The 20,118-nt window shown below is 64.3% G+C and carries 20 protein-coding genes; 7 read left to right on the forward strand and 13 right to left on the reverse strand.

What is annotated here, in order from left to right; genetic code table 11:
- Positions 1-6: 6 nt before the first annotated feature.
- From AB1286_RS11315 to AB1286_RS11330, 4 genes are all read right to left on the reverse strand, one after another.
- On the reverse strand, positions 7-1,038 hold the full coding sequence (locus tag AB1286_RS11315; protein WP_430363371.1) for a hypothetical protein: 1,032 nt from the start codon (positions 1,036-1,038) through the stop codon (positions 7-9).
- The gene (gene cysC / locus AB1286_RS11320) at positions 1,025-1,732 is read right to left on the reverse strand and encodes an adenylyl-sulfate kinase (RefSeq protein WP_430363372.1); all 708 of its coding nucleotides are present in this window, start codon (positions 1,730-1,732) and stop codon (positions 1,025-1,027) included. The genes AB1286_RS11315 and cysC overlap by 14 nt, the downstream gene beginning before the upstream one ends.
- Positions 1,733-1,797: 65 nt before the next feature.
- Complete coding sequence (locus AB1286_RS11325; protein WP_430363373.1) at positions 1,798-3,459, reverse strand: methyl-accepting chemotaxis protein; 1,662 nt, start codon at positions 3,457-3,459, stop codon at positions 1,798-1,800.
- A gap of 440 nt (positions 3,460-3,899) precedes the next feature.
- Positions 3,900-4,067 carry a hypothetical protein gene (locus tag AB1286_RS11330; protein WP_430363374.1) on the reverse strand — a complete coding sequence of 56 codons (168 nt, stop codon included), beginning with the start codon at positions 4,065-4,067 and terminating at the stop codon, positions 3,900-3,902.
- Positions 4,068-4,618: 551 nt separating this feature from the next.
- On the opposite strand from AB1286_RS11330, the gene sap1 reads away from it, so the two are divergent.
- Both sap1 and AB1286_RS11340 read left to right on the forward strand, forming a co-directional pair.
- Positions 4,619-4,963, forward strand: coding sequence for a surface attachment protein Sap1 (sap1, locus tag AB1286_RS11335; protein WP_430363375.1), 345 nt, complete (start codon positions 4,619-4,621; stop codon positions 4,961-4,963).
- 264 nt (positions 4,964-5,227) lie between these two features.
- A complete protein-coding gene (locus AB1286_RS11340) occupies positions 5,228-5,782 on the forward strand; it encodes a YaeQ family protein (protein ID WP_430363376.1) in 555 nt (184 codons plus the stop codon).
- Positions 5,783-5,821: 39 nt separating this feature from the next.
- Here the strand turns inward: AB1286_RS11340 and AB1286_RS11345 are convergent, their stop codons facing one another.
- Complete coding sequence (locus tag AB1286_RS11345) at positions 5,822-6,247, reverse strand: VOC family protein (protein WP_430363377.1); 426 nt, start codon at positions 6,245-6,247, stop codon at positions 5,822-5,824.
- A gap of 520 nt (positions 6,248-6,767) precedes the next feature.
- Between AB1286_RS11345 and ada the strand changes: the two genes are divergently transcribed.
- The 4 genes from ada (at position 6,768) to AB1286_RS11365 (ending at position 11,161) form a co-directional block, all read left to right on the forward strand.
- Entirely contained in the window at positions 6,768-7,874 is a 1,107-nt protein-coding gene (gene ada, locus AB1286_RS11350) for a bifunctional DNA-binding transcriptional regulator/O6-methylguanine-DNA methyltransferase Ada (RefSeq protein WP_430363378.1), read from the forward strand.
- Complete coding sequence (locus AB1286_RS11355; protein WP_430363379.1) at positions 7,871-8,803, forward strand: DNA-3-methyladenine glycosylase family protein; 933 nt, start codon at positions 7,871-7,873, stop codon at positions 8,801-8,803. The genes ada and AB1286_RS11355 overlap by 4 nt, the downstream gene beginning before the upstream one ends.
- A gap of 254 nt (positions 8,804-9,057) precedes the next feature.
- The gene (gene gshA / locus AB1286_RS11360) at positions 9,058-10,674 is read left to right on the forward strand and encodes a glutamate--cysteine ligase (RefSeq protein WP_430363380.1); all 1,617 of its coding nucleotides are present in this window, start codon (positions 9,058-9,060) and stop codon (positions 10,672-10,674) included.
- Positions 10,675-10,729: 55 nt separating this feature from the next.
- Complete coding sequence (locus AB1286_RS11365; protein WP_430363381.1) at positions 10,730-11,161, forward strand: hypothetical protein; 432 nt, start codon at positions 10,730-10,732, stop codon at positions 11,159-11,161.
- A gap of 72 nt (positions 11,162-11,233) precedes the next feature.
- Here the strand turns inward: AB1286_RS11365 and AB1286_RS11370 are convergent, their stop codons facing one another.
- On the reverse strand, positions 11,234-12,787 hold the full coding sequence (locus AB1286_RS11370) for a DHA2 family efflux MFS transporter permease subunit (protein ID WP_430363382.1): 1,554 nt from the start codon (positions 12,785-12,787) through the stop codon (positions 11,234-11,236).
- Between the two features lie 230 nt (positions 12,788-13,017).
- On the opposite strand from AB1286_RS11370, the gene AB1286_RS11375 reads away from it, so the two are divergent.
- Positions 13,018-14,532 (forward strand): efflux transporter outer membrane subunit, encoded by a 1,515-nt coding sequence (locus AB1286_RS11375; RefSeq protein WP_430363383.1) that lies wholly within the window; start codon positions 13,018-13,020, stop codon positions 14,530-14,532.
- 45 nt (positions 14,533-14,577) lie between these two features.
- Here AB1286_RS11375 and gspN read toward each other — a convergent pair whose 3' ends face one another.
- The 7 genes from gspN to AB1286_RS11410 form a co-directional block, all read right to left on the reverse strand.
- A complete protein-coding gene (gspN, locus tag AB1286_RS11380; RefSeq protein ID WP_430363384.1) occupies positions 14,578-15,357 on the reverse strand; it encodes a type II secretion system protein N in 780 nt (259 codons plus the stop codon).
- 61 nt (positions 15,358-15,418) lie between these two features.
- A complete protein-coding gene (gene gspM, locus AB1286_RS11385) occupies positions 15,419-15,967 on the reverse strand; it encodes a type II secretion system protein GspM (RefSeq protein ID WP_430363385.1) in 549 nt (182 codons plus the stop codon).
- Positions 15,937-17,334 (reverse strand): type II secretion system protein GspL, encoded by a 1,398-nt coding sequence (gene gspL / locus AB1286_RS11390; RefSeq protein ID WP_430363386.1) that lies wholly within the window; start codon positions 17,332-17,334, stop codon positions 15,937-15,939. Before gspL ends, gspM begins: the two co-directional genes overlap by 31 nt.
- 31 nt (positions 17,335-17,365) lie before the next feature.
- On the reverse strand, positions 17,366-18,502 hold the full coding sequence (gene gspK, locus AB1286_RS11395) for a type II secretion system minor pseudopilin GspK (protein ID WP_430363387.1): 1,137 nt from the start codon (positions 18,500-18,502) through the stop codon (positions 17,366-17,368).
- Between the two features lie 2 nt (positions 18,503-18,504).
- Positions 18,505-19,188 (reverse strand): PulJ/GspJ family protein, encoded by a 684-nt coding sequence (locus tag AB1286_RS11400; RefSeq protein ID WP_430363388.1) that lies wholly within the window; start codon positions 19,186-19,188, stop codon positions 18,505-18,507.
- On the reverse strand, positions 19,166-19,561 hold the full coding sequence (gene gspI, locus AB1286_RS11405) for a type II secretion system minor pseudopilin GspI (RefSeq protein ID WP_430363389.1): 396 nt from the start codon (positions 19,559-19,561) through the stop codon (positions 19,166-19,168). Before gspI ends, AB1286_RS11400 begins: the two co-directional genes overlap by 23 nt.
- Before the next feature lies 1 nt (position 19,562).
- The gene (locus tag AB1286_RS11410) at positions 19,563-20,087 is read right to left on the reverse strand and encodes a GspH/FimT family pseudopilin (protein ID WP_430363390.1); all 525 of its coding nucleotides are present in this window, start codon (positions 20,085-20,087) and stop codon (positions 19,563-19,565) included.
- Between the last annotated feature and the right edge of the window lie 31 nt (positions 20,088-20,118).

The following is a 20,118-nucleotide window of genomic DNA, read 5'->3' on the forward strand; positions in this document are numbered from 1 at the left end:
TTCTTATTACTGGCTTCTAACTTCGATGCGACGGCGTGGGCCGCATGCTTCCGTTACGAAATAGTTGAAAAATGCCTCGACGAACGCATCGAGGCTCGCCGCCGGCAGCGCGTTGACGCCCGCCGCTGCCCGTCGCCCGCCGCCGCCCTCGAAGCCCTCGCACAACACGTTAGCCGGCCGCCCATCGGGGTGCGCCGACCGGATGCTGACGCAATACGAGCCGTCGGCGCGCGCCGATAGGACGGCGAACGATCGATCGCCGCACTCGTCGCCGAGCCGATTCGCGAAGGTGCCCGAGATGCGCCTCGCCCACGGCGCGTTCGGCAGCAGGTAGACCGCGCCTGCGTCGCTGCTTCGATAAGGCACGAGCGCATCGGCATGCGCCAAATCCTCTCGATAGCCGCGCTCGAGTCGCGAGAACTCGGGTGCGCCGCGTACGAATGCCAACGGATCGACGAACGGTCGGATCGCGCGGTACAGGACATCGGGACGAATATGAAGATCGTCGATCGTCTCGCCGTACGCGTTGTAGTTGAGCGCACGCCCCAACGTCCGTAGCGACTCGATTTCATGCTCGGCGAAGCCTTGCGCTTGCGCGAGCGATGCCGCGAGTGCATCGAGGTTGTCGCCGAAGGCCCCCACGATCGCCCAGGGCCGATAGCGCCCACCCAATGCGCGGTCGACGATCAGACTCGTGCAGACACGCGGCGAATCGTCCCAATGCAGGTGCAGCTTCGGGTGAGGGAAGGCACGGCGCGCCGCATGGTGGTCGTAATAGTCGATGCGCGCGCCCGCATCGAGCAGCACGGCTAGTGCATCGACGTTCGCATCGAGCGAGATGTCCAATACCGTCACGTCGATGCCGGCTTTCGGCGGCACCCGGCACAATAGGCCGATCTCGCGCTTCACGCCCGTCACGCATTGCGCGTCGCGCGGACTCGCCATTCGCAATTGGTGCAAGGCGCATAGGCCGTCGGCATCGCCGTTGAATACGTCGTAAGCCTGCGGCGCGGGACCGATCGCGTCATCCGTTGACATTGCCGTCTCCTTCAGCCGCGTCGCGACGCGTCAAATACGCCAGCAACAACGCCACGGCGCCGCCGGGTTGCAGTTGCGAGGTATCGACCGTCAAAGCCGGCGCGAGCGGCGTCTCGTACGGTGCGCTCACGCCCGTGAATTGGGGCAGCTCGCCGCTACGCGCCTTGCGATAGAGCCCCTTGGGATCGCGCGCCTCGCACACTTGCAGCGACGTACTCACGTACACCTCGACGAAGCGGGCCTCGCCGACGATGTCGCGCGCCACGCCGCGGTCGTCGCGCAACGGCGAGACGAGCGAGGTGACGACGACGAGGCCCACGTCGTTCATCATGCGAGCGACTTCGGCGGTACGGCGGATGTTTTCACGCCGATCGCGCTCCGTGAAGCCCAAATCGCGGCTCAAGCCGCTGCGCAGATCGTCGCCGTCGAGCACGACGCACGGACGCCGCGCCTGTCTGAGCCGCTGCTCGAAATCGAATGCGATCGTCGACTTGCCGGCGCCGCTCAGCCCCGTCAGCCAAAACGTCATGGGCGCATGCCCGAATTGCAGCGCGCGAGCTTGGTCGGTCATCACGCCGATATGTCGAAAGACGTTGACGGGCGCATCGGGCGCATGCACGTAACGCACGTGCTCGTCCTGTGCAAGAGGCGCGGCACACTGCTGCGCGCCGCAAGCCGACCTGTGGTCTTCCATGGATTGTCTTTCCATCGTTTTTATCTGCAAACGTTTGCCCTATGGGCCGAGATCGTCGAATCGAATCAGGCCGGCTCATAGGCGAGCAAGGCGCCCGCCGAGGACCTGCCGCGCGCGGACGCTGGCCGGCTGCGCATGTGGCCGTCCGCCCCGCCCTCACGCAGCTTGAATACGCTGACGGCTTCGACGAGCGCACCGGCCTGCTCGCGCATCGATTCGGCGGCAGCGGCGGCTTCCTCGACGAGCGCGGCGTTTTGCTGCGTGACCTGGTCCATCTGCGTCAGTGCCTGGTTGATCTGTTCGATGCCCGTGGCCTGCTCTTCGCTCGCACTCATGATCTCGCCCATGATGAGCGTGACGCGTTTGACGCTGCCCACCACTTCGCGCATGGTCGAGCCCGCTTCGTCCACGAGGCGGTTGCCCAATTGCACTTGTTCGACCGAGCCGCCGATCAGCGCCTTGATCTCCTTGGCGGCTGTAGCCGAGCGCTGAGCGAGCGAACGCACTTCCGCTGCGACGACGGCGAAACCGCGGCCTTGCTCGCCGGCACGCGCCGCCTCGACGGCCGCGTTCAGGGCGAGGATGTTGGTCTGGAATGCGATGCCGTCGATCACGGCGATGATCTCGACGATCTTTTGCGACGCATCGTTGATCGCGCCCATCGTCTGCACGACCTCGGACACGACGCTGCCGGCGCGTTCCGACACGTGCGACGCCGACGCCGCGAGTTCGTTGGCCTGGCGTGCGTGCTCGGAGTTGCGCTTGACCGTCGCCGTCAGTTCTTCCATCGACGCGGCGGTTTGCTCGAGCGAGGCCGCCTGCTCTTCCGTGCGCGAGGACAAATCGAGGTTGCCGCTCGCAATCTGGCCCGCGGCCGAGGCGATCGCACCCGTGCTGATATGAACTTGGCTGACGATGCCGACGAGGCTTGTGCGCATCGTCTTCATCGCATGCATGAGACTCGTGCCGTCGCCGCTCTTTACATACACCTCGGTCGTCAAATCGCCGGCCGCGACGCGATCGGCGGCGTCGGCCGCATCGGCGGGCTCGCCGCCGAGTTGCGCGAGGATGCCCCGCGTGATGAGCCATGCCGACACGATGCTGACGATGAGCGCCACCACCGCAAGCCCCAAGATGCAGATACGGCCCGTCGCGTACGATGCCTTGGCATCGACCGTCAGCGCGTCGTTCTGCTTATGCTCCAGATCGCGCAACTGACGCACGTAACCCCACCATTTGGCTTGAATCGGCCGCAACTCGAAACGCAGCAGGTGATAAGCCTCGTCGCGCTTGCCCGCGAGGGCCAACTCCTTTGCCCGACGCATCAAGGGGAGTGCGAGATTCCCTTGCTCGCCGATTTGAGTCAGCAAGGTGGTTTCGCTCGGCATCGTGCCCGGCGTAGCGAACATCTGCGCGAGTTTTTCGCGGCTGGCGTCGTAGATCGCCGTTTCGTCGTCGAAACGGTGGGATTCGATCGCCACTTGGTCTTGCTGATCCGCCTGCAACAAAATCAGATTGCGCAACGCGAGCGCTCGGTTCGAGATGCTCTCGTCCAACCGGTTCGCCAAGGTCGCCTCGACGGCATTGACATCGGTGATATCGATCATCGCGCTTTCGAGTTCGGACATACGCAGGAGCGCAAATGCCGTCACGACCGCAAGCAGCATCGACACCAGCGCAAAGCCAACTCCCAATCGGCTCGCCACTTTCATGTGGGAAAAGTTCATTTTGCTACCTCAATTAAAGGACGTCTCTCACCGTCCGCGGGTGCCATCCCCGATAGCACCGGTCACATGGCCCGTGAACGGCACATCCGTAAAAAGCCTTAAGTGATTTATCGGATGAAAACGTTTTTAATGACGAGAGAGTTGGAAGTCGATCGAGACCGAATTCTTTTAAGTATGACAATTGATGGGGCGGAACCAGCGACGATAAAACGGGGCCCCTGCCCCGAATTTGATCGAGCGCAATGTCCCTTTTTTATGTCTGCCCCGCGTAAACCCGTTGATCGATAGAGGCCGGCCGATCATGCCGGTCGGGCTTTCGGGGAAAGATCAGGGATCCTAAGCATCGCGCGATTGCGGGCCAAGCCTCGAGCGACGAGCCCCCGCGCCCGTCACGCGGGTGCGCACGGATGAAGGAGGAAGGAAGAGAAGGCGGCCGCCGATCAATGCCGATGCAATAGGCTGCGCAGCGGATGCCGCCAATCGACGCGACGCGACGCCGGATCGCGCGCTTGCCGCACGTGGTCCTGCCACAGTTCGTCGGAAAACAGAAAAGCCACGATCAACAGCGGCAGAACGAGAAACACACCCAAAATCACGCGTTCGATCACGATGAGTCTCCCGTGCCGGTATATGGCGTCAGCTCAGAACGTGAGATTCATTCTAAGCGCATGGCGCCCGCCTCGCGCGATCGGTCGTGCGCCTTTCGTGGGGCCGCGCGCATTCATCGGTATATTGGGCTTTGACGCGTTGCCGAGCACCTCGGCACCAGGCATCCTTTTTGTCCTGTAGCTAAACCGTTATTACGCATTTTTCCGCTGCGCGCCAAAAGATCTTTATGTGCGCCGCGGCAAAATGAAATTTCCGATTTATTAAACGGCTTAATTCGTTTTCGAAGGGTGTCGCGCGGCCAGCGCGGAGCCTTGCGGCATGCGGGTATGCCGCCTTACGGGTCGCCTGCGGGCCCACCGGTCAAGGCTTCCCGCCGAGTCAAAGCGCATCTGTTCGAAGGCGAAAAACCGGTGCGACAATCCGTCGCTTTTGCAAGTGCACACAAAATGTGCTTGAGCTTTTACACGCATGTTCTAGGCTGAAATCCGCGGGTTTTGTATTGCCTTTAAATACATAGCTAACCTACGTAAAAACCCGCATGGAGGCAGAAATGAAAAAGCGAGCCGGCATGCTTTTGATGATCGTGGGGCTCAGCGCCGCCGCGACGATCGCGCAAGCGCAGGACGATGTCCTGAAGCCTCAACAGACGTTCCAATTCAAGGCGAATGCATACGGGTGCTTATCGAAAGATAAGCTCGATGCCGCTTATCAGCACGCGCAAGCGGGCGAACGACAAAAGATGCAGGAATTCTTCTCCGGATTCCAATGCTTGTCTGCCCCCGAGCATGCCGATTTCCGAGTCGTGCGCGTCGTTGGGCGGGACGTCGAATTCGTGAATGCGGGGAACCAGGATACCGAGGGTCTATGGACCCACGCGGAATTCATCAAGCAATAACGCTAATTTAGCGTCGAGTATCCGCGTCGCGGCGGCGCGAGCGAATTTCGCTCGCGCGTAGGCCGTCGCGTGAATGGATCGCATCCTCTGCGTCGACGCTTCGTGGTCGATTCATCGATTGGACGACGGCCCGGTGTCTGTACCGGGCCGCTTGTCGTTGGCCCGCTCGTTTTTCGATATCATCACGCGCCGGGAGCGGGCGTGCGCATCGCCCGTCTCCTCCCCGCGAACGATTCGCGCTAACGACGAGCACTTCCGAGCCGCATGGCCCTCAAATCGACGATCTACAAAGCCGAACTGCAAATCGCAGATATGGATCGGCACTACTACGGCAATCACTCGCTGACCATTGCTCGACATCCTTCCGAGACTGACGAGCGCATGATGGTGCGTCTGGCGGCCTTCGCGTTTTTTGCGAGCGAGCGGCTCGAACTCGCCAAGGGTCTATCCGATACGGACGAGCCCGATCTGTGGGAAAAAGATCTGACGGGTGCGATTCAAACCTGGATCGAAGTCGGGCAGCCCGACGATCGACGTCTTGCCAAGGCAAGCGGCCGAGCCGAGCGCGTTGCCGTGATCGCTTACGGCGGCCGCACGTCGCAGATTTGGTGGGAGGCACTGCGCGGGAAGGTCGACCGCCTGCGCAACTTGGAAGTCTGGTCGCTTGCCGACGGCGTGGGCGACGCGCTCGCCCAATTGGCCGAACGGACGATGCGTCTCCAATTCACTTTGCAGGACGGTTCCGCTTGGCTCGGCAGCGAGAGCGCCGACCCGATCGAGTTGCAAAGAACCGTGCTGAAGGCGCGCGCAAACGCGTAGGCCCGGTGGCCGACTCGCCCCGGCTTCGAGCGATTGAAGCTACAGGCCCGTTGCGCGGGTCCTTTCGGGCGGCCCCTTGAGTTCGACCATATTGCCCTCGGGATCGAATAGATAAAGCGATTGGCCATAGCCGTCGGCGCCGTATCGCCGGCCTTCCGGGCCGATTCGCGCGCCGTGAGCGGTCAAGTGCGCAGTCAATTGCGCCGCATCGTAGTGTTCCACGCGCAGACACAAGTGATCCATGTTGCGCCCCGCACCCGGCATGCCGCTTTCGGCGCGATCGATCGAGGAGCCCGCCGCCAACAGATCGATCATCGAGCGCCCCGCGCGCAATTGCGTGAGGCCAATGTCCGCCTGCTCCTTTTCGATCGTGCATCCGAGCGCTTCGCAGTAAAAACGCGCTAAGGCCGGCGGATCGGTCGCGCGGATGACGACATGGTCGATTTCGCGAATGGTCGGCTTCATCGAGGCGTTCCTCCGTGTCGAGCGGCCGCGAAGCAAGCAAGCAAGCGGCACGCGAATGGAGGTGAGTGTACGGCAAGCGTTCCGTCCGGGCGAAGATGGGCCTTAAGCTGCGCGGGTCTCTCCGGCGCTTGCGCCGCGAGCGGACAAAAAAAAGCCCGCCTAAGTGGGCGGGCTGAATCCATATCAGGAGGAGACATGGAGGAGACAGTTCCAACTATACACACGTCGATGGTGCAATGCAATATCTTTTTTATGACGGAAAATGACGGTATCGGTTATCGCCGGGCGCGACCGTACCGATAGGGCTGGGGCCGGGCGCCAGCCGGGCCGCTCCGCGATGTCGCGATCGGACATTTCGGCCGCTCGAGGATTCCCTCTAGGTCTGGGCGGCGACCATAAAGGGCCGGACCGGCTCACCCGAGCAACGCGGGCCGGAATTAGACCGCAACATTCGGCGCGCATGGTATAGCGAGGGCGCATAAAGTTGGCATCGTTTACCGAGCCAACGTCGAGGACGATCATGGACACCGCCTATCAAACGGACACCGAGCGCTGGGACGCCGTTGCCCATCGCGACGCCCAGGCGGACGGCGCATTCTTTTATGCCGTCGCCACCACGGGCGTCTTTTGCCGGCCGTCGTGCGCCTCGCGCCTGCCGCGTCGAGAAAACGTCGCCTTTTTCGGCACCGCCGATGAGGCGCGCGCGGCCGGGTTCCGCGCGTGCAAGCGGTGCCGGCCCGAGGGGCTGCCGCGCGAGATGGCCATCGTGGAACGCGCCTGCGCCGCGCTCGACGCCGATCCGCAAGCGCGGATGACGCTCGCGCAACTGAGCGAGGCCGTCCACCTGAGCCCGTTTCATTTGCAACGGCTGTTCAAGCGCGTCGTCGGGGTCTCGCCTCGCGAATATCAGGCGGCACGCCGCGGTGCGGCCTTGCGCGACGCGCTGCAACGCGGCGAGGCGGTAACGCGCGCCGCGCTCGACGCAGGCTTCAATTCGCCGTCGCGGCTGTACGACAGCGTGGCCGGCGAACTCGGGATGGCGCCCTCCGTTTATCGGAAGCAAGGCGAAGGGTTGTGCGTGTACTACGCGAGTGCCGACACGACGCTCGGTCGCGTGCTCGTCGCGGCGACAGATCGGGGCATTTGCCGGATCGCCTTCGGCGACGACGCAGATGAACTCGTTCAAGCGCTCCGGCAGGCGTTTCTCAAGGCCGAGCTCGTCGAGGCGGCCGCGCGCATTGCGCCGTTCATCGATCAAATCGACGCCTATTTGCGCGGCCGGCGCGAGACGTTCGATTTGCCGCTCGATATCACGACGACGGCCTTTCGTCAGAGAGTATGGGATGCACTGCGCAGCATCCCCTATGGCGAGACGCGCAGCTACACGCAGATCGCCGAATCGCTCGGCGTGCCGCGCGCGGTGCGTGCCGTGGCAAGTGCTTGCGCATCGAATCCGATCGCGCTCGCGATTCCGTGCCACCGGGTACTGCAAAAGGGTGGCTCGCTCGCCGGCTATCGCTGGGGGCTCGCGCGCAAAGCCGCGTTGCTCGATGCCGAAGCGCGGCGTGCGGGCATCGAATCGGCACCGGGCGCCGTCGCGCACGACGATATGGACGACGCAGCTTGAGCGCCGCCGTTCCTGTCGCCTTCGAGCTGCCGTTCAAGGCGCCTTATGACTGGGCTCGCGTGCTGCGGTTTTTCGCGGGGCGCGCGACACCGGGCGTGGAAGCGGTCGAGCAGGGGACTTACCGACGCGCGATCGAATGGGCCGGGGCCAGCGGCACGCTCAGCGTTGCTCGCCATCCGCGCAAGCACCGTCTCGTCGTCACGATCGAGGGCGAGGCGGGACGCCACGCCGAAGCGCTCGCGCCGCATGTCGCGACGATGTTCGACGTGGGCGCCGATCCGAAGCTGATCGGCGCTCAGCTCAGTCTCGATCCGTGGCTCGCGCCGCTCGTCGAAACCGCACCGGGACTGCGGCTGCCGGGTGCCTGGTCGGCGTTCGAACTCGTCGTGCGCGCGATCGTCGGCCAGCAAGTCAGCGTTAAAGCCGCAACGACGCTGATCGGCCGGCTCGTCGTGCGCGCGGGCGCGCTCATCGAGGATCATCCGCACCCGGGCACCGCCTGGCGCTTCCCGAGCCCGGCCGCACTCGCCGATGCCGATCTCGCGCAGATCGGCATGCCGGGCAAACGCGTCGCCGCATTGCAAGGCCTTGCGCGCGCCGTCGCGTCAGGCGAGGTGCCGATCGACGACATCCACGCCGCGCGCATATCGTCGACGGCATTGGCCGAAGCACGCTCGGCGCTGCTCGCGCTGCCGGGCATCGGCCCTTGGACCGTCGAGTACATTGCAATGCGTGCGTGGCGCGACGTCGATGCCTTTCCCGCGACCGACCTCGTGTTGATGCAGGCGATCGCGGCGCGCGATCCCGCGCTTGCCCGCGCCCCCGCCCAACGCGCGCGCACGGAGCGCTGGCGTCCGTTTCGCGCCTATGCGGCGATGCATTTGTGGAACGAAATCTCCGACCGCGCGCATGGCCAGCGCGGCGGCTAGCCGCATCCCGTTCGGCCCCGACTGGCCACCCTGCCGCGCCGCAATCGGAGCATCCGGCGCCGTCTCCGAAAGCACTTAAATACGCTGCGCCGCACTCGTGCCGCGTGGCGTGCACACGATCCGCCACCGGCCGCTTTCCCAAGCCCACATTGGCTTCAAGCGAGGTTCTCGGCACGGTGTTAAAGTGCCCGCTACTCAAAAATAATTGCATCGCGGTGCCGCGCGCAGTGCGGCGTGGCGCCCGATCGGCTTCGATGTCAGATATCCAAACACTCTCCCTGTCGGAAGCATTTGCGCAGCGTTTGTCGGTGTTGACCTCGCCGGCCGCACGAGGCGTGCTCGCCCATGGTTTGCGTGGTATCGAGAAGGAGAGCTTGCGCATCGAGCGCAACGGCGCGCTCGCCATGACCCCGCATCCGCATGCGCTGGGCTCGGCGCTCACGCATCCTTCGCTCACGACCGACTATTCCGAGGCGCTGCTCGAGTTGATCACGCCGGCCGAGGCCACGCCCGAGCAAGTGATCGCGCGACTCGACGAGTTGCACCGTCTCGTCTATTCCGAACTGGGCGACGAATTGCTATGGACCCATTCGATGCCGGGCCGGCTGCCTGCCGACGACGAGATTCCCCTCGCCGAATACGGCACGTCGAACATCGGCCGGCTCAAGCACGTCTATCGGCACGGTCTTGCGCTGCGTTACGGTCGAACGATGCAGTGCATCGCCGGCATTCACTACAACTTCTCGCTGAGCGAGGAAGTGTGGCGCACGTTGCACGCGCAACGTCCGACGAATGCGACGGCCGTCGATTTTCAATCGGCCTGTTACCTCGCGCTGATTCGTAACTTCCGTCGCACGAGTTGGTTGCTGATGTATCTGTTCGGCGCCTCGCCCGCGCTCGACGAACCGTTCCTGCGGGGACGTCCGCACGGGCTCGAACGATTCGACGACAGCACGCTTTATCGCCCCTACGCGACGAGCCTGCGCATGAGCGATCTCGGCTACTCGAACACGACCGCGCAAGCGGCCTTGCAGCCCGACTACGACACGCTGCCGGGCTACCTCGACGCATTGGCGCGCGCGGTCAGCGAGCCGTATCCGCCTTACGAGGCGATCGGCACCCATCGCGGCGACGAGTGGGTGCAGATCAACACGAACGTCCTACAGATCGAGAACGAGTTCTATTCGACGATCCGGCCCAAACGCGTGACCTATTCGGGCGAACGCCCGCTGCACGCGCTCGCCTCGCGCGGGATCCAATACGTCGAAGTGCGCTGCCTCGATATCGATCCGTTCGAGCCGTCCGGCATCAGCACGGAGACGGCACGCTTTCTCGATGCCTACTTGCTCGTTTGCGCGCTCGCGGACAGCCCGGCGTTGCCGCCGTCCGCTTATGCCGAAGCGAACGCGAACTTCGGCCGCGTCACGCTCGAAGGACGCCGCCCCGGCTTGATGCTCGTGCGTGACGGCAAGAACATTGCAATGCGGGACTGGGCAGACGAATTGATGGCCCATATCGAAGCGGCCGCGCGTGCGCTCGATACGGTGGGCGGCACGGATGTTCATGTCCGCGCGGTCGCCGCGCAGCGCGCGAAGCTGCTCGACCCCGAAGCCACGCCCTCGGCTCGCGTCTTGCGGACGATGCGCGAGCGCGGTCAAAGCTTCCTCGCGTTCGGCATGGCGCAAAGCGAAGCGCATGCCGCTTACTTCCGTGCGCGTCCGCTCGAGCCGCAAGCGTTGAAAGCCGCACATGCGCTGGCCCAGCAATCGCTACGGGAACAAGCCGAGCTCGAGCGACGCGATGCAACGGCCTCGTTCGACGACTTCGTCAACGAGTATCGCGGTTACACGCTCGAGCGCTTCAGCGTATAGATCGGGTCGGGTGGCGGCGGCTCGAACTACTCGAACAGAGAGGGAGGGCGTTCCCATGAAAACGATCGGATCGGTACTCGCTTGCGCGCTTGTCGCGGGGTGCGCCGCCACGAATCGGGTGAATCCGGACACGATGCAGATCGCGGTGCGGCCGCTCATATGCCGCGCCGACGAATGCACGCTCTGGTGGCAACGCGCTCGCCAATGGGTAACGGGGCATACGCAATACCCGTTACAGACCGACACCAGCCAAGCGATCGAAACATCGGGCCCGGCGGGCGGCAGCGGGGCGCCTGCCTTCCAAGTCACGCTCGCGCATAATCCCGACGGCTCCTCGACGATCGGCTTCTCCGCGCATTGCGATCGCCCGGTGGCCGGTTGTCGTCCCGATCCTTGGAACGCCGCCGCCGATTTCAAGCAATTCGTGAGATCGGGTGCCGAGCCGCCGGCGCAAGGCCATGGCACCGGGAGTCAGCCGCCGCCGTAGAGCCGAGCGATAGCCCCAATGAAGGCGCAATCGAGCCGCCATGAGGCCGTCGCGCACGACGGCCTTTGAGGATCAATGTCCCATCGCGGCGCCGGCGCCGCGCTTCGGCTTCGTAATCCAAACGAGCGCGGCCAACAGGACGAACGCTGCGCACGAAATTCGGAAGAAATCGTTCGTCGCCATCATGTAGCCTTGCTGCGTCACGAGCGAATTCAGTTGCGCGCTGATCGTATCGCCCGACATGCCAAGCGTGCCGAGCGCGCTCTGATAAGACGTCGTGCTCGGCGAATACGCGCTCACCGATTCCGCGAGTACCGCGTGGTGATAGATCGCGTCGTTTTCCCAAAACGTGGTGCTGATCGCCGTGCCGATCGCGCCCGCGAGCGTGCGCAGAAAGTTCGATAGCCCGGATGCGCTCGCGAGCCGTTCGTCGGGAATGCTCGAAAGGGTAATCGTCGTCATCGGCACGAAGAAGCACGCCACGCCGATGCCTTGCACCAGACGCGGCAAGATGACGTGCCCGAACGGCACGTCGAGCGTGAACGTACCGTTCCAAATCGACACGATCGCGAAGACGGTGAAGGCCAAGCTCGCGACCATCCGCAAATCGAGCCGATGCAAATTGCGGCCGATGATCGGCGACAGCACGAGCGCGAGCAAACCGACCGGCGCGGTGGCGAGTCCGGCCAAGCCGGCCGTATAGCCCATCACCGTCTGGAGCCATAACGGAAAGATCACGACCGAACCGAAAAACGTCATGTAGCCGAGAAAAATGATCAAGGCACCGAGCGCGAAGTTGCGGTCCTTGAACAGCGTCAGATCGATGACAGGGGTTTTCTCGGTGATCTCCCAAGCGAGGAGGAAGGCGAGGGCGACCGCCGCGATCAGCGCAAGAGAGACGATGAAGGTCGAATTGAACCAATCGCGGTCCTTGCCCAGGTCGAGCATCATTTGCAGGCACGATATGCCCACGACGAGCAGCCCAAGGCCAACGGCATCGATCCGCTGCTTGGTCGTCTTCGTTTCCCGGCCGCGCAACAGGAAGTACGCGGACGCGGCCGAGATCAGACCGATCGGCAAGTTGATGTAAAAGATCCAGGGCCACGAGTAGTTGTCGGTGATCCAACCGCCCATCACGGGTCCGAAGATCGGCGCGACGATCACCGTCATTGCCCATAACCCAAGCGCCAGCCCGCGCTTCTCGGGTGGATAGCTGCGCATCAAGATCGTCTGCGAGAGCGGGACCATCGGCCCGGACACAAGCCCCTGCAACAGCCGAAACCCGATCAACGACGGAAAATTCACGGCGAGGCCGCATAGGGCCGAGGCCAACGTGAAGGCCAGCACCGACAGCGTGAACAAGCGCACTTCGCCCACGCGCCGCGCGAGCCATCCCGTCAACGGCACCGCGATCGCCGCGGCCACCGAATACGAGGAAATAACCCACGTCCCGTCGCTCGTCGCCACACCGAGGCTGCCCGAAATCGTCGGCACCGCAACGTTCGCGATCGAGGTATCGAGCACCTCCATGAAGGTGCCGAAGGCCAAACCGACCGTCAGCAACGCCAACGTGCCGCCCTTTAACGGGGCCGGACCCGCCTGCGACGTCGAAGCCGCGTTCGTCATGCACGTTCTCCTTGTTCTCGTCCGTGCTCGCGCCTCGACTCGCGTGCGCCAGCACCATTACCATTGGGCGCCAATATCTCGGGATTTACTTGCCTTGTCAATATTTTTCTATGCAATGATGGTTGGGTCCTGTAACTCATGGCGACTCGATAACGGCGGTAACTTGCCGTAACGTCGGGCGCCGGCCCCCTGCGTTACCATCGATCCATTGCACGGAAACTCACGTCGGCATGCTGCCTCATCGTCTTCGCTCTGTTGCCGCCGCGCTCGTTAGCGCCGGCGCCCTCGCCACATTCGCCGGTTGTGCGGTCGGTCCCGATTACCATCGGCCGAGCACGCCCACGGCTGCGGCATACAAGGAAACGCCCGCGGGATGGAAGGTGGCCGAGCCCGCCGATCGGGCCGATCGCGGTAACTGGTGGTCGATCTACGGCGATGCGCGACTCGATGCGCTGATGGACCAGTTGAACGCGTCGAATCAAACGATCGCTCAGTACGCGGCTGCCTACGCACAAGCGCGTGCGCTCGTCGCCGAGGCGCGAGCGGCCTACTTCCCCACGCTCGGGCTGTCGGCCAGCGCGACGCGTTCGGGGCAGCAGCTCTCGCGTGGCAGCGCGCTCGGCTCGGGTAGCGGTGCCGGCATCGGCAACGCGTTCAACGTCGCGCTCGACGCCTCGTGGGAGCCCGATCTCTGGGGCAAGGTGAGCCGCACCGTGGCAGCGCAAAAAGCGGGGCAGCAAAGCGCCGCGGCCGACCTCGCCAACGCGAGGCTCTCGGCGCAAGCCACGCTCGCTCAGACGTATTTTCAGTTGCGCGCGCTCGATGCGATCCAACAGCTGTTGAACGACACCGTGAGCGCCTACGCGCAAGCGCTCAAGCTCACGCAAAACCAATACGCGCAGGGCGTCGCCGCACGAGCGGACGTGGTCCAGGCTCAAACGCAATGGCAATCGGCGCAGGCGAGCGCAATCGATAACGGCGTCGCACGTGCGCAAAACGAGCACGCGATCGCCGTGCTCATCGGGCAAAGCGCGTCCACCTTCTCGCTACCGCCGATTCCTTTAGACGCGCAGCCGCCGTCCGTCCCAGTCGACGTGCCGTCGGCGCTGCTTGAGCGCCGCCCCGACATCGCGGCAGCCGAACGCCGTACCGCGGAGGCAAACGAGCAAATCGGCGTCGCGATCTCCGCTTATTTCCCATCGCTTACGCTATCGGCGCAAGGCGGGTACCAGAACTCGGTGCTCTCGAACCTGTTCACGCTGCCGTCGCGGTTCTGGAGCGTCGGCCCGCAACTTGCGGCGACGTTGTTCGATGCAGGCTTGCGCCACGCGCAAACCGAAGCCGCCCGAGCCGCCTACGATCAGCAAGCGGCCGTGTATCGACAAACGGTGTTGGGCGCATTTCAGGAAGTCGAGGACGCGCTTGCGTCGCAACGCATCCTCGCGCAAGAGATCGTGGTTCAGCGGCAGGCCGTCGATTCGGCGAAGCAGGCGCTCGCCATCGTCACGAACCAATACAAAGCAGGCACCGTCGCTTACGTCAGCGTATTGACCGCACAAACCACCGCGTTCTCGGCGGAACAAAAGCTTGCGAATTTGGCGGGGCAGCGGATGGTGTCGTCGGTCGGGCTCGTGAAGGCGCTCGGCGGCGGGTGGGACGCCGCTCAGATCGATCGCGAAAACGGCTCGATGGCGGCGCCGTCGGCTGCGATGCCGACCGCCGGCTCGCCCGCGCGAAGCGAGTAATACCGGCGGGCGAGTCGCTTGGGACAGGGCAAGCGACGCCGGTCGCTAGTGGTTGTAGTCGAGCGCGACGGTCCCGTCGCCCGTCGGGCGTCCGAGCAAGTTAAGCAGCCCCGCCAGATTGTCCTTAGCCTCGCCGCTCGCGCTCGCTTGCCCGTGGAATGAACTGGCGTTCGCGCCGATCGTGCCGTGCCCGCTTAGCAGCAGCGAGCCGCTCAGGGTGGACAGATCGATCGTCGACGAATTGCCCTGCGATTGCAGCGCTACACGGTACGAGCCCAACGGTTTGACGGGCGACACGCGCGAACTCATGTCGCTGAGCGTCACGACGAGCTGACCGTACGCACGCGTGCCGAGCAACCGCCAAGGCGTCCAAGCGAGCTGCACGCCGCCTTGCAAATCGAGCGTATTGAACGGTGCGCCCAAGCCCGCGAGCAGCGCCGCCGGCACCGCAATTTCGCCCGAGGTAATCGTCGAGGCGCGCGCGGAAGCATCGACCTCGATCGACGCGGGCATCGCCGGCGTTTGCCGCATCCGCATCTTCAACCGGCCGGTCAGCAGCGGCCAGAACGACGTATCCCAATTCACGCGGCCGGGCAGTAGCGTGCCCGCGCCGCCACCGCCGCCCGCGGCCAACACGAGCGTGGCCGAACCGTGCCAAAGCGAGCCGGAAGGGTCGACGAGATTGACGTGGCCCTGGGTCGCCTTTGCGAACTGAGGCGTGATCCAAGCAGCCGGCAACATGACGATCAACGTCACGCCGCATGAGACGATCGCGACGACAAGCCAAGGCATTGCGACGAGCAAGCGCCGCCACATCCCCCTCATCGGCAACCTCGCGTCTTGCACCGCATGCGCGCGCCGAGCGTGCGCATCTTCGACACCGCCGTCATTGCGCGGACCTCGAGGGCGCCGTGGCCGGCTGCAACATGACCGTGAGATCGACTTGTCCGTCGTCCTTCAGCGCCGTGGCATGCAACTCGATGACGCGGACCTTGAACTGCTTGCGCGCATCGTCGAGCCACATCGTCCACGCGGGAAACGAAGCATTTTTCGCGTCGATTTGGACCGAATCGCCCGTCAAGCGCAACTGCGTGGCGGGAAGACTGGCTTGCGTCAACGACGCGGTCAACGCATCGCGCAGCGCACCGCCCGTCGGCGCGGCGCCTTGCGCGGCGGGCGCGAGCGCGCGCGCCTCGTCCGCCTGCGCCGTCATTTGCGCGATCTGCCGCTGCATCGTCGGCAGCGTATCGCGTAGATGCGCGCGGCCTTGCTGCGCCGGCGCCCATAGCACCGAATACGCGACGACGACCGCAACCGCGGCGCCGCCCCACGTCAGCAGCATCTTTTCGCGCGCGGTACGCGGCTCCCAGAAACCGGCCCAGAGCTCGCCGAGTGTGCCTAAGTTCATTGCCCGCCCCCGTTCCGAATGACCCATTTACCGGTGTTCGTATCGATCTCGCCGCTCAGTCCGTTTTGCGCGAGCCGCTGCGCAAATGCCGGATCCGGTTTGACGTCGGGCTTAAAGCCGACCTCGAGGCGCCGATCGTGATAATCGAGCGCCGCGATGCCGTTCACCGGTACACCGCCGAGCGAATGTTCGAGCCGTGCGGCCAGCGAGAGGTAATCGTCCGGCGACATTTCGCCTGCCGCGACGCGCAGGTGCTCGAGTTGCGTCGTCATCTGCGAAGCGGGATCGAGCACGACGGTCGTCTTCGGGAAGGCATTGAGCAACAGCTCCGTCATCTGCGCATTGAGCGCGTCATGCTCGCGCACGAGCATCATCCACTGCACGTTGGCGCCGATGACGGCGGCCAGCAGCGCGGCGCATGCAAGGGCGATCGGCAAACGAAGACGACGCAGCGTCGCGCGATCGAGTCGCCACGGCCGCGATTCGAATTCGAACTGGCACAAGTCGAAGCGGCTTGCGAGCGCTTGATGCGCCAGCGTCTCGAATGCGAGCGGCGCCACTCCGACATGTACGCCATGGGCCGGCACCGCCTCACCGGCAAGCGTCGGTTCTCCGCCGGGCAAGCCCGTCAGTTCATAGGTCGTCACGGGTGCATCGCCCGCCAAGGCGGCCAGCGTGCTGCCCAGCGCCGAAAGCGGCACCGCCAACCCCTCGCCGTGCTCGCCGCGAGCGAGCGCGAGTTCGACGCGCGGCTCGCCAGCATCGATGAACCCCGGCTCCGGCGTGGCCGCAAGCACCGCATCGGCCAAAATGGCCGGCGCCGTTTGCGCGACGGTGCCCAGCACGGCCGCAATCAATGGCGTGGGCAATGACGCTTCGTCGTTCGCCTCGCCGGCCGGTATCTCGGTCTGAGCGTCGGCCGTCACCGGCTCCTCGGCCGGTACGACGACGGCGGGCGCAGGCAGACAACGCGTCACCGGCACGGCGCGCAGGCTGCGATGACCGGCCGCGTTGAAGGCCTCGACGATGAAGCGGAACCACCCTCGATCGATGATCGCGAGCATGCGCTTGCCATCGGCGAGCGGCAGCGGATCGAGCGCGATATGGCAGGTCTGCGCGTCTTGAATCAGATAATCCTCGACCACGTTCGGCAAAGCCTGCTTGAGCCGCGGCCCCTTGAGCGGCGGCAACGTCGCGGCCAGCATGAGCAGGTCGCGAGCCGCGACGATCAACACCGTCGTGGACGCGCGGGGCAAGAACGCGAGCGCCGCACGGCCCGCGCGCTCCTTGCGCCCGCTCTTGTCGAGAAGAATGAACGGCATCTCGGGGAGTTGCCATTCCTGCGACGGCACCGCCGGATCTCGCGGCGGCAGTAAGACGATCAACGTGCTCAAAGCCCGTCCTCTCTTGGTTTTCGAATCCGGTTCAAAGCTGATCGCTCACACGCACGACGCGGGTCGTGTGCGTGAGCGGATCGCGATAGATGAGCGTCGTGCGATCCACTTCAGCTCGCTCGTACTGCACGCGGCCATGTACTAAAAAGTAGCTCGTCGTCACATCCATGGGAATTTGGCTGATATCGAGGCCCGGCGGCAATGCGCCGGCCCCCTGCAAAGCAAGCTGCACGTCCGACGTATTGCGGAAGAACGCGCTCTGCCGACGCGACACCAGCGTCTGCGCGCTCGACAGCGACATGCCCGGCACCATCGCGGCAATGACTTCGGCCGGGGCCGTATTCATATTGACGGGCGTTTGTGTAGGCAGCACGGTCACGAACGGACGCAGCCGCGCGACCATTTCGGTCGTGAAACCCGGCACGTTCAGCAGCGAGTCGACGCTCGTGAACTGGAGCGGCTCGGCATCGATACTGCCGCTGCTGCTCTCGTCTTGAAGGCCCGGCTTGTCGGTGAAATTGTCGCCGCCCGCGGCGTTGCCGGGTTGCGGTTGTTGCGCTGCCGAACCGAGGCGATTGCTGAGCGGATTCTGAAAGCGAGTGGCCGATTGCAGCAACGAGGCACGCATGCGCAAGGCTACGTTCTTCGCCAAGCCGCCGTCGAAACCCAACAGTGCCAACAAGCGCGCAAACGTCGCCGTTTGCGTTTGATCGACTTGCAGCAAGCCGGGCGCAGGCACCGCGATGAGATCGCGCAGATTGAATCGCGCCTGCGCGTCTTCGATCGATCCGGACAAGTAGGTTTGAGCGCCTTCCGCGGCATCGGCTTCGCTGACCTTGCCGAGAAAGTCGGAGAGCCGCGTCTTCGCGATAGGGACGGCCCAGATTCCACCGAGATAGGTGACGGTAGGCGCGGTATCGGCTTCCGACCGCAGAATGAGGCGCGTCCAATCCACGGCGCCGCGCGATACCCACAGCGCCTGCGACATCAATCGCTGATTTTGGATCCGGCGTATCTGCACCTGCTGGCGCCAAAGCACGCCGGCCACGAGGATCGCCGAGAGCGTGACGACAAGCAGCGCGCTGATGATGGCCGCGCCGCGCTGGCGCCGCGCGCTAGCTCGTTGCCTCGAGAGGGAACGTCCCCAATGAGCGAATCGCGCACGCATCGTCATTCTCCGACGAGGAACATGCGCCTAACCGGCACATGCAGCGAAGGGGCGCCGATCGACACCTCGAGTCCCGTTACCGCGCGGCCGAGCGGCGCGGCGCCGAACTGAGGCACCTTCAAATTGTTGGCGCTGCGCGCGATTTCGGCAGTCACGTCGTCCATCTTCGTCGTCCAACCGATATTCGGCACGTACAGGCGGGCCGTGATCTTGCCGACACCGGAGATGAGCGGCACCGCGCTCCAATCGCCGCCCTTGTTCGAGGCCGCGAGCGCTTGACGCAATTGACCGACTGTTGCCACAGGCGGGGACGCGTACCGCGTCACGCGACCGTCCTGCAGTTGGTAGCGCACGACTTGCAGACGCGGCGCCTGACCGCTGATTCCGAACGAACGCACGATTTGCAAACCGTTGCTCGTGGCCGATACGGCAGGCTGACCGACCTCGTCGTCGGTGGCGGCCTGGCGCGCGTCGACGCGTAGCTGATCGAACAACTGCACGAACACGCGCTCGTCTTCCATCGCGGTCGAAATCGCCTGCCGGCCGCGCATGATCTGATCCAGCCCCCGCCACGACAAAATGGCGATGACGGCGAGGATGGCGATCGCCACCATCAGCTCGATCAGCGTGAAGCCACGCTGGCGCGTCGATGCGCGTCCGATCTCAGAGCCCACGGTTCGTTTCATTAGCGACCACGGTCACGAGTTGAGCCAGATTTCCGGAACGCCCGGGGGTCGTCACCGAGATTTCGACGCGGCGAAAGATCGGATTCGGCGTGGCGCTCACGCGCTCGGTGCAGGTGAGCGGCAAGTTGCCTTGCGAACAGTCGAAGCTCTGCACGCCGATATCCGGCCACTCCCGCACCAGATGCACCTCGGTCAGCGCGTTATCGGCGCTCCATCCGGCGAGCAGGCGCCGATGTAGTTCGCCCTCGTCGTTCGCCAGCATGCCGACCGCCCGCAGCGAAGCGGCGAGGGCGACGGCGATGATCGCGAGCGCAACGAGCACCTCGATCATCGTGAAGCCGCGCGCATGAAACGTCGAGCGATAACGGCGCATGTCAACGCACCTCGTAGCGACCGTTGCCGGTGCCGACAATCGTTGCGCGACCGACCGCCGAATAGAGCGTGACGGTGACGGCCTGACCGATGCTTTCCACGCCGAACACGAGTCGATCGGGATGCAGATCGGAGCCCGGATAGTCGATGGTCACGTCGGTCACGCCCCCTTCCCAGTTGCGTTGATGCAGTAGATCGTCGCGCAATATCGGACGCCACCCGTCCTCGGTATGCATGTCGAACCGGTAGCCGCCCGTGACGGGCTGCCATGCGATCGGACGCGAGCGCACCTGCGCTTCGTCCGATGCCGACTCGAACAGCAACGCGAGACGTTGCGCTTGTTCGGTTAAATCCGTGCGCGGATTGCGCGTGAGCGAAACGGACGCGAGCGAGACGAGCAGCCCGGCGATAACGAGCACGACCATCATTTCGAGCAGCGTGAATCCGCGTGCTCGCAACCCGAAGCCTCGCGCTCGAATCGATCCGATCCGAGTGCGAGACGAGCCGATGCCGCCTGCGATGGGCATGTTCGCTTTCGATGTCAACGCGTCAGGGCAA

It is taken from the genome of Trinickia sp. NRRL B-1857 (assembly GCF_050470685.1).
Lineage (GTDB): Bacteria > Pseudomonadota > Gammaproteobacteria > Burkholderiales > Burkholderiaceae > Trinickia.

Coding starts and splice junctions, on each gene's coding strand:
- AB1286_RS11315 (WP_430363371.1), bottom strand. CDS start 1,038: ATGTCAACGGATGACGCGATCGGTCCCGCGCCGCAGGCTTACGACGTA.
- cysC (WP_430363372.1), bottom strand. CDS start 1,732: ATGGAAGACCACAGGTCGGCTTGCGGCGCGCAGCAGTGTGCCGCGCCT.
- AB1286_RS11325 (WP_430363373.1), bottom strand. CDS start 3,459: ATGAACTTTTCCCACATGAAAGTGGCGAGCCGATTGGGAGTTGGCTTT.
- sap1 (WP_430363375.1), top strand. CDS start 4,619: ATGAAAAAGCGAGCCGGCATGCTTTTGATGATCGTGGGGCTCAGCGCC.
- AB1286_RS11340 (WP_430363376.1), top strand. CDS start 5,228: ATGGCCCTCAAATCGACGATCTACAAAGCCGAACTGCAAATCGCAGAT.
- AB1286_RS11345 (WP_430363377.1), bottom strand. CDS start 6,247: ATGAAGCCGACCATTCGCGAAATCGACCATGTCGTCATCCGCGCGACC.
- ada (WP_430363378.1), top strand. CDS start 6,768: ATGGACACCGCCTATCAAACGGACACCGAGCGCTGGGACGCCGTTGCC.
- gshA (WP_430363380.1), top strand. CDS start 9,058: ATGTCAGATATCCAAACACTCTCCCTGTCGGAAGCATTTGCGCAGCGT.
- AB1286_RS11365 (WP_430363381.1), top strand. CDS start 10,730: ATGAAAACGATCGGATCGGTACTCGCTTGCGCGCTTGTCGCGGGGTGC.
- AB1286_RS11370 (WP_430363382.1), bottom strand. CDS start 12,787: ATGACGAACGCGGCTTCGACGTCGCAGGCGGGTCCGGCCCCGTTAAAG.
- AB1286_RS11375 (WP_430363383.1), top strand. CDS start 13,018: ATGCTGCCTCATCGTCTTCGCTCTGTTGCCGCCGCGCTCGTTAGCGCC.
- gspN (WP_430363384.1), bottom strand. CDS start 15,357: ATGAGGGGGATGTGGCGGCGCTTGCTCGTCGCAATGCCTTGGCTTGTC.
- gspM (WP_430363385.1), bottom strand. CDS start 15,967: ATGGGTCATTCGGAACGGGGGCGGGCAATGAACTTAGGCACACTCGGC.
- gspK (WP_430363387.1), bottom strand. CDS start 18,502: ATGCGTGCGCGATTCGCTCATTGGGGACGTTCCCTCTCGAGGCAACGA.
- AB1286_RS11400 (WP_430363388.1), bottom strand. CDS start 19,188: ATGAAACGAACCGTGGGCTCTGAGATCGGACGCGCATCGACGCGCCAG.
- gspI (WP_430363389.1), bottom strand. CDS start 19,561: ATGCGCCGTTATCGCTCGACGTTTCATGCGCGCGGCTTCACGATGATC.
- AB1286_RS11410 (WP_430363390.1), bottom strand. CDS start 20,087: ATGCCCATCGCAGGCGGCATCGGCTCGTCTCGCACTCGGATCGGATCG.